The organism is Butyrivibrio sp. (assembly GCF_017635265.1).
In the GTDB taxonomy this organism is placed as follows: domain Bacteria; phylum Bacillota; class Clostridia; order Lachnospirales; family Lachnospiraceae; genus Butyrivibrio.
The window spans coordinates 16,250-28,868 of record NZ_JAGBLU010000030.1; the positions used below are offsets into that span (position 1 = coordinate 16,250).

Below are 12,619 nucleotides of genomic sequence, written 5' to 3' on the forward strand. Positions count from 1 at the left end.
CGAAAATACCTCAGCAAGTTCTCACAGCTCAGCCCTTCGTGCCGCCTCTTGCAACTCCTTCCATGATCTTATCCCTGAATACCAGGAAAAGAACCACAAGTGGCACAGATATTACAACTACTGCTGCCATCATTGCAGGAACATTCTCTCGTCCAAAACCATTCTCTCTTATCTCCTGAATACCGTTTGAAACAAGGAAATAATTCTGATCATCGGTAATGAGCCTTGGCCATACATAGGAGTTCCAACATTCAATAACCTTAAGAATCGTAATCGTAACTATGGTAGGCTTTGAAATAGGGATCATGACTCTGAAAAGATATCTGAAATCCGAGGTTCCATCTACTTTAGCAGCCTTATAAAGGTTTTCCGGTATCTGCTCAAAGTTTTCTTTTAAAAGATAGATGTAAAACACTGAAGTTACAGACGGTAAAATCAGTCCCGAAAATGTATTTCTCATATTCAAATTGGTAATAGTAACAAAATTTGTGATAATAACCAGTTCATTTGGAATCATCATAAGAGAGAGGAAAAGAGAAAACAAAAGGTCTTTCCCCTTAAAATCAAGCCTCGCAAAGGCAAATGCCGAAAGCACAACAACCACCAGCATCATTCCTGTTGTAATTACTGTGAAAACAATAGTATTAAGGAAATACTTGGCAAGCGGAACTGCTGTAAATGCTGTTACATAGTTCTCAACAGTTGGACTTAGAGCTATGAACTTCGGGACATATTCAGAATTGTATGAGCTGTAGCTTTTTATAGAGGTTAATATCATCCAATAAAAGGGAAACAGCACTATAATTGCCCACAACGTGAGAAAAGCATAAATTATCACATTTCTGGTTTTATTTTTCATTGATAATACACCGTCTTTCTACTTACCATGAGGTTTATGGTTGTAATTGTAAATACTATTGCAAAAAGAATAAGCGCTGCAGCTGATGCATATGAAGGGTAGCCGCCGCTGTTTCCGTAGAGCATATCATATACATATCCAACAATCGTATTCATCCCTGCTGCATTAAGGTCAGTTCCAAACAAAGCAACCTCATCGCTGTATGCCTTAAAAGCTCCGATGAATCCCGTGATAACCAGATAAAAAACCATAGGAGAAATCATAGGAAGTGTTATCTTGTAAAAAATCCTCCATTTAGGCGTGTCATCCACAATTGCCGCCTTATAGTACATCTCATTTACTGATGCCAAAGCACTTGTAAGGATCAGTATCTTAAATGGCATAACTATCCAAATTGTATAGAAGCACATAACGAACATTTTGGCGGCATATGGTCCGTCAATAAAATCAACGGAGGGACCTCCAAAAAACTGGATAAGAATGGAAATAAGTCCATCCGAGTACGCAGTCTTTTTAAATAGGATCATAAATACCAGTCCTACTGCCAGTGTGTTGGTAACATAAGGAAGGAAATATACAGTCTGAAAGAAATCCCTTAAAACCTTGATTCTGCTAAGCTCTAAGGATATTAAAAGAGCGATTCCGGTAGATAACGGAACCGTAATTATTACTATTATAAAGGTGTTTTTAAGAGCCTGAATAAAAAACGGATCATGAAGAACATAGGAATAGTTGTATAGACCTGTCCCCCAAAAACTCTGCGATGCAAAGTTATAGCCCTCTTCAAAGGAATAAACAAATACATCAAATAAAGGGTAAACCATAAAAATACCCAAAAACAATATAGCCGGCAAAAGGCAAAGCCACGCAGTCAGGTTCTTCTTCATAGCCTTATCCTCTCTTTTGTATTTCCATCAAAAACATGTACCTTGCCCCTCTTTAGTGAAAATCTCACTTTCCCGTCTGATATCTTGACTTCAGCATCGGAAGGAATTATTCCTCTTATCTTCTCGCCCGTAAAATCAGGGTGAGTAACAATTAAACTTGTGTCTCTTCCCATGATCTCGCGGTTTTCGTAACCACATTCAAATGGTCCATCCTCATCAAGAATAAATCCTTCAGGACGAACAGCCACAAAAACCTCACCATCCTTTGCCCCTTTGACATCAAGGACAACGGCGTCTCCAATCAAGACCTTTTCGTTTCTTATCCTGCCGTTAAATACATTTATCTGAGGCGTTCCAAGAAAGCTTGCCACAAAAAGATTATCAGGATCATCATATATATCCTGAGGTTTTCCCATCTGCTGAAGAACTCCCTCTTTCATCACAACAATCAGATCAGAAATGCTCATGGCCTCTTCCTGATCATGCGTTACGAATACTGTAGTTATTCCTGTCTCAAGCTGGATTCGCTTAAGTTCTTCTCTTGTCTGAAGTCTGAGTCTGGCATCCAGATTGGAAAGGGGTTCATCCAGCAAAAGAACCTGCGGCCTTTTTACAAGAGCTCTGGCAATGGCCACTCTCTGCTGCTGTCCACCCGACATCTCATTTGGGCGTCTGTCCATAAGCTCTTCAATCTGAACAAGCTTTGCAGCCTCTTTTACCTTGGCATCCATCTCTTCCTTGGACAGTTTCTTGTCGCCTCTTAAGTTTTCCAATGGAAATTTGATATTCTCATAGACAGTCAGATGCGGATAAAGCGCATAATTCTGGAACACCAGTCCGACTCCTCTTTTTTCAGGGGCCAGTTCTGTAACATCTGTGTCTCCAAAAATTATTTTCCCTTCTGAAGGCTTTTCCAATCCGCATATCAGATTAAGCGCTGTACTTTTTCCACAGCCGGAAGGTCCCAAAAGTCCGATGAGTTTTCCGTCGGGTATAGTAAAGTTAAAATCATTAACCGCAATGACGTCTCCCTTTATCTTTTTGTTCCTGTTTGGGAACCTCTTGGTCAAATGCTCTAAAACAATTTTCATACTCTCCTCCAGTTACATCTGATGTCTTACTACTTTATATTCATCATTATCCTGATAGTAGGGACATTCTAAGCGATTTCCAGACATCATTCTGTAATAGTCATCCTCATCCATATTTACCATGCATGTATAGCATTCCCAATCATCATCATACACATAATTGGCACAGGTATCACAGATCATACAAAATCCTCTCTCATAGGGTTAAAAATATCCAGAAGGATACCCTTTTCAAGGCAAACACATCCATGCTCTACACTGTTTGTCTTAAGCATTGTATCGCCGGCCGTAACAATCTTTTTTTCTCCATCAATGTTAAATTCAAATTTACCACTGACTACATATGTTATCTGAGTGTGCGGGTGATGATGGAGCGCCCCGATAGCCCCCTCTTCAAAAGTATTCTCTACACACATAAGGTCCTTACTGTAAGCAAGAACCCGCCTTACCACACCGTTTCCCTGATCTTCAGGTTTTACGTCTCCATGGAATACCCATCTTTCGTCTATCATCTTTTATCTCCTTACTAAAAATTGATTGCTTCTATATATTCGCTGTCAAACCGGTCAAGCTCCGCCAGTTGCACAACCTGTGAAACCTCACATATTTTCTCTATATCCCAAAGAGCTTTCCTGCTATTTCCTGTGAGATGCTCCACCACATACCTTATACATCCTTTTAAAGAAGTATTTCCCGCTGCAAGAATATTCCCTGTTATATCCTTTGGAAACATCTTGAGATTCATGATTTTATCCATATGGATGTGGGATCCAAATCCACCGGCAACAAAGAGATTGTCCACGTTTTCCCCGTTTGTCACAGTATAAAGGCCTGAGTAAATCGCAGCTTTGGCAAGCTGTACACTTCTTATGTCATTCTGCAACAGCTTTATATCTCCGGTAACAGTAAGAGGATAGCCTTTTTCAAAATATTTTTCACTTAAAAGCCCCGTATCATCAATGATTCCCACTCTCAAGAGCTCTGATACCGCTTCAAGAACTCCGGTACCGCACAGACCAATCGGCTCAACACCTCCTATTATATCCAATTCCGGGGAAAAATTCTTAATATTTATATGTTTTATTGCCCCTTTTACGGCAGGTACTCCGCAACTAATCCCGACTCCTTCAAACACAGGACCTGCCGCAGTAGACGTAGCATGAATGACACTCCCGTCAAAAAATGCTATTTCTCCGTTTGTTCCAAGGTCAAGCAGTAGGCTACTTCTGTCCGGATTGCTCAAAACATCAAGCGCATATAGTCCTGCAACGATATCTCCTCCCACAAAAGCAGCGATTCCCGGAAATATAAATACAGTACTTTCTGACAGCGCATCGTCAAATTCCATTCCCGATAACACTTCATACTCAAGGGACTGCGGTGTATACGGATACTTTCCAAGTCCCGAAACATCATACTTTCTTAAAAGGTGAATCATTGTGGTGTTTCCGGCAATGCATATTATATCTATGGAAGATCTGACCTTTCGGGAAAGCTCTTTTACCAAGCCTGAAATATCTCGTTTTACCAGCATTTGCATATCTGATGCCGCAAAGCTGTCTGATGCTTTGTCAATGCGACTGATGACATCGCCGCCATAGCGCCTCTGATGATTGACACAAGATGCTGTATCCAAAACTTCACCTGTGTTGTCCTCATTGCTAATTCCCACAAGAGCCGCTGCAATGGTTGTGGTTCCAAGGTCAACTGCTATACCGTAAGCATCATAGTTTTTATCAAAAGATCCATCTATGAGCGTGCTCTGAATTTCTATTGCTTCTGCATCGCTGCACTTCCTGGGACACTTATAACAATTTCCCATGCAGCCATGGGCCTTGTATATATTCATTTTTCTTTGGGAAATACTTGTATTTTTCATCCTCATAATTGTATCAGCATCAGTAGATTTGGGCAAAAAAAAATAGTATTTTGAATGTTTTTGTGAGAAAATAATAACTGTCTACACAAAATATCAGACAATTACTGTTTTTTAGTATGAAAGGAGATTGTTATGGGGCTTATTCAGGCTGCACTTGCTGCAGGTGGTAATGTTTTAGCAGATCAGTGGAGGGAGTATTTTTATTGTCCATCTCTTACAAATGACGTACTCCTTACAAAGGCTGAGAAAAAGGCCGGAAAGGGAGCAAACAAAAAGGGCTCTGACAACATTATTTCTAACGGCTCTGTCATCGCAGTAAATGAAGGACAGTGTGCCATTTTAGTTGACCAGGGACAGATAACAGAAATTTGTGCTGAAGCCGGTGAATTTGTATATGATACTTCAGCTGAACCTTCTGTATTCTTCGGTGATTTAAGCGACTCTATCGCTGAAAGCTTTAAGGAATTTGCCAAGCGTGTCGGCTTTGGCGGAACTGCTGCAAAGGATCAGAGAGTTTACTACTTTAACACAAAAGAAATTATCGGAAACAAATATGGCACTGTTAATCCTGTTCCTTTCCGTGTAGTTGATACAAACATCGGACTTGACCTTGATGCAAGCATTAAGTGCCATGGTGAATATAGCTACAAAATTGTTGATCCTATTCTTTTCTATAAAAATATATGCGGAAACATTGAAGGTGAGTATCGAAAAGATAAAATTGAATCTCAGCTTAAAAGCGAGCTTTTAACAGCTCTTCAGCCGGCATTTGCAAAAATTTCAGCAATGGGAATCCGTTACAGCCAGCTTCCTGCACATACGAATGAGATTGCAGATGCTCTTAACGAAGTTCTCTCAGATAAATGGACAAAAGTTTACGGAATCAAGATTTCAAGTTTTGGAATAAGCTCCGTAGTTGCATCTGAAGAAGATGAAAAAACAATCAAAGAGCTGCAGAGAGCCGGTGCGCTCCGAAATCCCAATATGGCTGCAGCAACTCTGGCAAGTGCACAGGCTCAGGCAATGCAGGACGCTGCAAAAAATACTGCTACAGGTCCAATGATGGCATTTGCAGGTATGAACATGGCTGCTCAGACCGGTGGAATGAATGCAGGTCAGCTCTTTAATATGGGTACTCAGCAACAGCCACAGGTTCAGGCTCCATCTGCTTCTTCAGCATGGACATGCTCATGCGGAGCAACCTCTACAGGTAATTTCTGTTCTAATTGCGGAAAACCAAAGCCATCAGCAAACTGGACGTGTTCCTGCGGTGCTGTTAACTCAGGTAATTTCTGCTCCAACTGTGGAAGTCCGAGACCTTAATACTTAACACTTAATATTAGATTTTTATTCAGAGGATAATATGGCTTTACAAGAATATGAATGCCCCGCCTGTGGCGGGGCTATGGAGTTTAATCCCCATACTCAAAAGTTGAAATGTCCTTTCTGCGATTCTGAGTTTGATGTAAAAGATTATGTCGCAAACCATAATTCTGAAAGCAGTGGTACTCAGTCAGAATCCAATGAAGAAATGTACATATACAGCTGTGGTTCCTGCGGTGGAGAAATACTGGCCACAGAGTCGCTCGGTTCACTTAAATGCCCCTTTTGCAGCAACAACGTTGTTGTAAAGGAAAAATTCACAGGTGAATTCAAGCCGGATTACATTATTCCATTTAAACTCACCAAGGATGATGCTGTAAAAACATATACAGATTATGTCAAAGGAAAGCGCCTTGTTCCGAAGGTCTTCCTTGAAAAGAATCATATTGATGAAATAAAGGGTGTCTATGTTCCATTCTGGCTCTTTAATGCAACCCAGAACTACTCCGGTTCTTTTGAAGGAACCAAAGTCAGAACCTGGTCAGACAGTAAATACTTGTATACCGAAACCAAATATTTCGACATAGTAAGATCAGGTAATGAGAGATTTGAAAGAGTACCTGTTGATGGTTCCAAAGAAATGCCCGATGATCTTATGGAGTCACTTGAGCCATTTGACCATAATAAAATGGTTCCTTTTAATATGGGATATTTAGCCGGCTTTTTGGCAAACAAGTACAACGTCGAATCGGATACATGTAAAAACAGAGCGTTCGAAAGGATGTCTGCTTCTGCTTCTGCAGATTTCAGAAATACAATAGTCGGATATGACTCACTAAAAACCAGGCATGAAAGCTGCAGCACCGGCAACTCATCTTGCAAGTATGCACTATACCCTGTGTATATTTTAAACACAACCTGGAATGGCAAAAACTTTCTCTTTGCAATGAACGGACAAACCGGAAAGTTTATCGGAGACCTGCCTTTTAGTATTACGCAGGCATTAAAATATTACATTCCAATTGGATTAATTGCTACAATCATCATTTACATTATTATTATTGCATTTATTTAATACCGGAAAGATTGGCCAGATATGAACAAAATCAATAAGGTTTTATTATTATTTTTAGCTCTTTTTATATTCACTTCTTTTAATATAACTGCATACGCTGACTATGATGAGCTTTGGAACAGTTATTCCATTCCTTCGTCCAGACAAAAAGAGCTTCTTTTAGATGAAGCCGATCTTCTGTCTGATGATGAGGAACAGACTATTTTGCAAAAGCTTTACACAGTCAGTCAAAATAGAGAGTGTAACATCGCCATACTTACTGTAGATGACCACACCGGTCCTATTCAGGACTTTTCCGACGATTATTTTGATTACAATGCCATGGGTGCGGATTACGATGGGAATGGTATCCTTTTTATGCTCAGCATGTATGACAGAGAATGGGCTATAAGCACTGCCGGAAAAGCCAAATATGCCTTTACCGATTATGGGCAGGAAGAGCTTGTGGATAGAATGTCCCCTTATCTTTCCAATGACGAGTATTATGATGCATTTATGTCATATGCAGATATCTGCGACATTTATTTGCAGGAATACGACAATGGCTATGCCATCGATGTCAATAACCCCTATCATACACAGTATGATTACCTTAAATTACTGCTTATCAGCCTTCTTTGCGGCTTTGGCGTTGCTCTTATTCCTATCCTTGTTATGAAATCACAGCTTCACACCGTTCACAGCAAATCCAATGCCTCAGGCTATCAGTCACATCAGGGATTAAATATGATATCCCATGAAGACAGATTCATAACTTCCAGAATCACCCATACTCCGATTCCCCGAAACGATAATTCTTCGAGGGGCGGAGGGCACGGCGGCTCTACTATACACACATCAAGTTCAGGCACTTCACATGGCGGAAGCCATGGTCATTTCTAATCAATAAATATTTTATCTTTTCTTTATTATCTATATACTGTTCATATTTTATTTTTTGGCTGTATACTATAAGTGAGATAATAGGAGAAGTGTAAGTGGGTATAAAAGCACGGATAAATGCTGTTCTCCTGACAATCCTGGGCTTTTTGATAATAGTCCTTACTGTGGGTGTTCTGGGAACAGCAAAGTTTAATACTCCAAGCGAATTTGAGCTTATCCAGCTGAATTCCGGCTGGACTATTTCTCGTGGAAACGAGTACCACTATATAGAGTCACTGGTAGACTCTTATACAGGACTTGCCAACAAGGGCGATTCTATTGTTATCAGCACCGTTCTCCCGGATTTATCAACTTATACATCTGTACCTCTTGGTGTATGTTTCAGAAGTATTCTCTCAACCGTTGACGCCTATATAGACGATGAACTAATATATTCCTATGGGCATGATTATGTAGAAAAAGGCAGAATGGTGCCAAAAGTCTACAACTTTGTACCACTCCCCCAAAATTCCGGCAAAAAAACATTGACTATAAGATTCACAGCGCAGGAAAACAATGCATTTTCCGGGTTTTCTCCGGTTTACCTTGGTTCATATAAAGATATTACCAATACGCTTATAGAGCCTAAAAGGCTTTCCATTGTCGTTGGCATCTTTCTTATGATGTTTGGATTTATTCTCCTTATAATGTCACCATTCATATTGTTTTCAGCAGGAAATGACTCATCACTTTTCTTTAGTTCTACTATATCCCTGACTATGGGCGTGTATATTTTTTGCTTTAATGACCTGTTCTGGCTTATTTCAAGTAAACCTGCCATCTATACTTTTCTTGAATATCTTTCACTTTTTATGATTCCTGCCAGTATAATCGGCTTCATACTCTTTACCGGAAAAGACCGAAATAAAAAAATTGTAACTTATGGATTTTTAGGAAATCTTCTGTTTATACTAACAGTTTCCATGCTTCACATTTTTAACATTGCACATATTTGCCATTTCGTGACCTTTTTCCATTTCACAGTTTTTGTTGAAGGTATATATCTCGTAATAACTCTCGCCATTTCATTAAAAAAACTCATCCGTGAAAAAAATGAATTGCAAAGCATAACGCTTTCAAGTATCTTTCTCGTTTCAGGTCTCCTCTTATTCATGGTCTGCTCCATGATAGATATTATCGGTTTTAATATGCACAAGTACTCTGTAAGCGGAGAGCAATTAATCAATATCAACTTCACTACTGTTGGCGCTTTACTTTTTATGATATGTCTTTTCCTTAACTACTTTTTCAAGAGAATTGAGTTTTTCAGTGAGCTGACTGTTAAAGAAAAACTTGAGGGCATTGCTTATACAGATGCCCTTACAAAAATTGCCAACAGAGCCAAATGTGAGCTTACTTTGGCACAGCTTGACGGAGATTATACAATAATTAGTCTTGATCTTGATTATCTTAAATATACCAACGATAACTATGGTCATGCAGAAGGTGACAAGCTTCTTAGTGGTTTTGCAAACATTTTAAAAGAAAGCTTTACTGAAGCCATCTTAATAGGCCGCATGGGTGGAGATGAATTCATAGTTGTGCTTCCTTTCATTAATGAAGAGCGGTGCGAAAGAGCAATAAAGTGCATGATTGACCTTATGATGTATAGAACCAGTAAAGAAGAGCATATTAGATATTCTGCATCATGGGGATCTGCCACAAGTTCAGACCTTAAATTTAAGCCGGACGCCACTGCCGGAGATGTATATCTTCTAGCGGACACCAAGATGTATGCCATGAAAAAGCAGCATCATAATCAGTCTCTCGGAAGGCTGTATGATGATTTGATAAAAAATATGAATAGTACAGGAGGTAGCGCAAATGAATCTTAAAAAGCGAATATCTCCAATAATCACATCAATATTACTACTTTTTGCTATCGATATTTTATGCCATATTTTTCTTTCTTACACCCCAAAGTATGCTATGTCAGCTTTGGATAACGGATGGGAAATTGATATTAACGGAAATCTATACGAAGATAAAAGTATTAATGAGTTTTATAAACTTCTCACCAAGCCACTTGAAAGAGGAGATCGCGTCACTTTTAGAACAACTCTGCCGGATTTAGGTTTTTTGCCTTTCCCTGCAATTCAGCTTAGAAGCAGATATACCACACTTGAATGCTATGTAGGAGATTTCCTTGTTTACGAATATGCCCCAGATATGTATGAAAAGGGTGCTTTTATAGGTAAAAGTTATCAACTTATAACTCTTCCAAGAGACTATGCAAAAAAAATACTCACAATAAAAATGGTTGTCTCAGAATATAATGCTGCCACCAATTATAAAGCACCAATTCTGGGAAACAGCGATGATCTGAAAACAGGTTTTATCCATGATAATATAGTTGTTATTGCCACCGGTGTATTTATGACTATATTCGGAGTTATTTACCTGTTTCTTTCATTATTGTTTTTCTCTGTGATCCCAAACAGTAAGGCTCAGGTATTTGAGTCTTTCCTTTGCATGAATCTTGGTGCGTGGCTGCTGAGTTATTACAATTTATTCTCTCTTTTTTACAATACAAAATTAGAAACGCAAATAGAGTATTTTACCCTTTATCTGATTGTGCCGTATTTTTACCTGATTTTGCTATCGATACAACCAATAAGTAAGAAACGTGCTTTCTACACTATTACCTTTATAAGTTGTCTCATTCCGGCCATTCAATATATGCTCCACTATGTATTTAACATACACATGCGTCGTACTGTTTTTGTTTATCACATTGATGCTTTTGTTTGCTTTTGTATAATCCTCTACTTCCTATACAACAATATTAAAAATCACAATATTGAAAAATCTGACATGATACAGATGAATGGAATATCAGCATTCGCAATTGCCCTGTTTATACATTTCATATCCTATATTCTTGATATGGCTCATCTTGATTCATTTTACCGCATAAACAAAACAATCATGTGCTTTGGATATCTTATTCTTGCAGTTTCTATGCTGGCTAACTATTTTATCTTCATTACAAGATCCTATGCACAAAAGCAGGAACATGCATCTTTATCACACCTTGCCTACGCAGATGGACTGACCAATCTTCCTAACAGAGCAAAAGCTGATAAAGAACTAAGCGAGCTTAAGAATGAGACTAATGACTATTGTATTGTCAGTATTGATCTCAATGGTCTCAAAACTGTAAATGATAAATTCGGTCATCCGACAGGGGACAAATATATAAAAGATTTTGCAAAAGTTCTTTCCACTACTTTTGGGGAAAATGATTTTTGCGGAAGAATCGGCGGCGATGAATTTATTGCAATTATAAAGAATGCATCCAACAAAGATATTCCTTCAATGATTGACAGAATGAACAGTGCATTAAATGTAATGAATGTTATTTATTCGGAATATCACAGAAGTGTTGCATCAGGATTTGCTTTCCTTCATGAGTTTAGTGATAATGACCCTCACGAAGTATATTTGCTGGCAGATCAGAGAATGTACGAAAATAAAAAAATCATGCATGAACAACTGGGAATCCACTTAAGACTGTAAATGATATTAATATTTAATGCCAACTCCGTAACATATTTTTTTCTTTCATAATTGTTCATTCAAAATAGATGGTTGCTCAAACCATTTTGCATTTTAGAAGTACTGCGAAGGCTCATACTCCTTCGCAGTTAAAATCCGGTATGAAGCTTTCATCGGCAGTTTCTCCAAACTGAATAAAGCCGTTGGTAAGTCCCATGTTTTCTGCATACTTTATGAGACTATGGTATTCGCTTTCTTTAACAGGTCTGTTTATTTCAGGGTAATCAGAAAGCTCTCCATTTGGTGTAAACTGGTTCATAAGGCTTATATATATACTGTCTCCATATTTCTCATAGAGATATTTTATTATCATCTTGGCCTGAATAACTTTACCCGGCATTAAAAGATGCCTTACTATAACCCCGTTTTTCATAAGATGCTGACCTTTTTCATCGTCATAGAAGATACATTCCGGCTGCTGCCTTACCATTTCATCAATTGCATCTTTGGCAGACTCCACATATCCCGGCGCTCTACTGTACCTTATAGCATCTTCATTTTTTATGTACTTAAAATCAGGAAGGTAGATGTCTATTAAGCCTTCCAAGCTCTTTAATGTTTCAACATTTATATAGGATGCTGTATTTAGTAAAAAGGGGATTTTCAAATTCCTTTCTTTGGCACTTTCAATAGCTCTTTTTACTGTAGGAATGAACATATCTGCGGTAACAAGATTGATATTGTTTGCACCTTTTTCCTGTAATTCAAAGAAGATATCCACAAGTCTTTGCGTGGAAATATTTTTTCCTACCTCACCACGACTAATTTTCCTATTCTGACAAAAAACACAGCCCATATTACAGCCTGAAAAAAAAACTGTTCCGGAGCCATTGGTTCCGGAAATACATGGTTCTTCCCACATATGAAGTGCTGCCCGGCTCACATGTAAAACATCTTTTTCTCTGCAAAAACCTGCTGCTTTAGTTCGGTCAACTTTGCAGTTTCTCGGGCATAAGGTACAGGAAGTATATTCCTTTAATATTTCCGATTTGAAATCAATATGATTCATTATATCTTTTTACCAAT

The 12,619-nt window shown here is 38.6% G+C and carries 12 protein-coding genes; 5 read left to right on the top strand and 7 right to left on the bottom strand.

What is annotated here, in order from left to right; genetic code table 11:
- Window positions 1-28 precede the first annotated feature (28 nt).
- The 6 genes from J6O61_RS04195 to J6O61_RS04220 form a co-directional block, all read right to left on the bottom strand.
- Entirely contained in the window at window positions 29-778 is a 750-nt protein-coding gene (locus J6O61_RS04195; protein WP_330613722.1) for a carbohydrate ABC transporter permease, read from the bottom strand.
- 77 nt (window positions 779-855) lie between these two features.
- On the bottom strand, window positions 856-1,746 hold the full coding sequence (locus tag J6O61_RS04200) for a carbohydrate ABC transporter permease (RefSeq protein ID WP_292209981.1): 891 nt from the start codon (window positions 1,744-1,746) through the stop codon (window positions 856-858).
- Window positions 1,743-2,837 (bottom strand): ABC transporter ATP-binding protein, encoded by a 1,095-nt coding sequence (locus J6O61_RS04205; RefSeq protein WP_292209984.1) that lies wholly within the window; start codon window positions 2,835-2,837, stop codon window positions 1,743-1,745. The genes J6O61_RS04200 and J6O61_RS04205 overlap by 4 nt, the downstream gene beginning before the upstream one ends.
- 12 nt (window positions 2,838-2,849) lie before the next feature.
- Window positions 2,850-3,020, bottom strand: a complete 171-nt coding sequence (locus tag J6O61_RS04210; protein WP_292209986.1) for a DUF6472 family protein — start codon at window positions 3,018-3,020, stop codon at window positions 2,850-2,852.
- Entirely contained in the window at window positions 3,017-3,349 is a 333-nt protein-coding gene (locus J6O61_RS04215) for a cupin domain-containing protein (RefSeq protein ID WP_292209989.1), read from the bottom strand. The genes J6O61_RS04210 and J6O61_RS04215 overlap by 4 nt, the downstream gene beginning before the upstream one ends.
- A 14-nt stretch (window positions 3,350-3,363) precedes the next feature.
- Complete coding sequence (locus J6O61_RS04220) at window positions 3,364-4,686, bottom strand: ASKHA domain-containing protein (RefSeq protein ID WP_292209992.1); 1,323 nt, start codon at window positions 4,684-4,686, stop codon at window positions 3,364-3,366.
- A gap of 162 nt (window positions 4,687-4,848) precedes the next feature.
- Between J6O61_RS04220 and J6O61_RS04225 the strand changes: the two genes are divergently transcribed.
- The 5 genes from J6O61_RS04225 to J6O61_RS04245 all read left to right on the top strand — a co-directional run bounded on the left by J6O61_RS04225 (window position 4,849) and on the right by J6O61_RS04245 (window position 11,554).
- Window positions 4,849-6,039 carry an SPFH domain-containing protein gene (locus J6O61_RS04225; RefSeq protein WP_292209995.1) on the top strand — a complete coding sequence of 397 codons (1,191 nt, stop codon included), beginning with the start codon at window positions 4,849-4,851 and terminating at the stop codon, window positions 6,037-6,039.
- Between the two features lie 40 nt (window positions 6,040-6,079).
- Window positions 6,080-7,114: a hypothetical protein gene (locus J6O61_RS04230; RefSeq protein ID WP_292209998.1), complete on the top strand. Its 1,035-nt coding sequence runs from the start codon at window positions 6,080-6,082 to the stop codon at window positions 7,112-7,114.
- A 21-nt stretch (window positions 7,115-7,135) separates the two neighbouring features.
- Window positions 7,136-7,996: a TPM domain-containing protein gene (locus J6O61_RS04235; RefSeq protein ID WP_292210000.1), complete on the top strand. Its 861-nt coding sequence runs from the start codon at window positions 7,136-7,138 to the stop codon at window positions 7,994-7,996.
- A 95-nt stretch (window positions 7,997-8,091) separates the two neighbouring features.
- Window positions 8,092-9,870 carry a GGDEF domain-containing protein gene (locus J6O61_RS04240; protein ID WP_292210003.1) on the top strand — a complete coding sequence of 593 codons (1,779 nt, stop codon included), beginning with the start codon at window positions 8,092-8,094 and terminating at the stop codon, window positions 9,868-9,870.
- Window positions 9,860-11,554, top strand: coding sequence for a GGDEF domain-containing protein (locus J6O61_RS04245; protein ID WP_292210006.1), 1,695 nt, complete (start codon window positions 9,860-9,862; stop codon window positions 11,552-11,554). The genes J6O61_RS04240 and J6O61_RS04245 overlap by 11 nt, the downstream gene beginning before the upstream one ends.
- 112 nt (window positions 11,555-11,666) lie before the next feature.
- On the opposite strand, the gene J6O61_RS04250 is transcribed toward J6O61_RS04245, so the two are convergent.
- Window positions 11,667-12,602, bottom strand: coding sequence for a radical SAM protein (locus J6O61_RS04250; RefSeq protein WP_292210008.1), 936 nt, complete (start codon window positions 12,600-12,602; stop codon window positions 11,667-11,669).
- Between the last annotated feature and the right edge of the window lie 17 nt (window positions 12,603-12,619).

Bases quoted from the DNA above. Each gene is read 5' to 3' on its own strand.
- J6O61_RS04195 (WP_330613722.1), bottom strand. From the start codon at position 778: ATGATATTAACCTCTATAAAAAGCTACAGCTCATACAATTCTGAATAT.
- J6O61_RS04225 (WP_292209995.1), top strand. From the start codon at position 4,849: ATGGGGCTTATTCAGGCTGCACTTGCTGCAGGTGGTAATGTTTTAGCA.
- J6O61_RS04210 (WP_292209986.1), bottom strand. From the start codon at position 3,020: ATGATCTGTGATACCTGTGCCAATTATGTGTATGATGATGATTGGGAA.
- J6O61_RS04245 (WP_292210006.1), top strand. From the start codon at position 9,860: ATGAATCTTAAAAAGCGAATATCTCCAATAATCACATCAATATTACTA.
- J6O61_RS04215 (WP_292209989.1), bottom strand. From the start codon at position 3,349: ATGATAGACGAAAGATGGGTATTCCATGGAGACGTAAAACCTGAAGAT.
- J6O61_RS04200 (WP_292209981.1), bottom strand. From the start codon at position 1,746: ATGAAGAAGAACCTGACTGCGTGGCTTTGCCTTTTGCCGGCTATATTG.
- J6O61_RS04235 (WP_292210000.1), top strand. From the start codon at position 7,136: ATGAACAAAATCAATAAGGTTTTATTATTATTTTTAGCTCTTTTTATA.
- J6O61_RS04230 (WP_292209998.1), top strand. From the start codon at position 6,080: ATGGCTTTACAAGAATATGAATGCCCCGCCTGTGGCGGGGCTATGGAG.
- J6O61_RS04205 (WP_292209984.1), bottom strand. From the start codon at position 2,837: ATGAAAATTGTTTTAGAGCATTTGACCAAGAGGTTCCCAAACAGGAAC.
- J6O61_RS04220 (WP_292209992.1), bottom strand. From the start codon at position 4,686: ATGAATATATACAAGGCCCATGGCTGCATGGGAAATTGTTATAAGTGT.
- J6O61_RS04250 (WP_292210008.1), bottom strand. From the start codon at position 12,602: ATGAATCATATTGATTTCAAATCGGAAATATTAAAGGAATATACTTCC.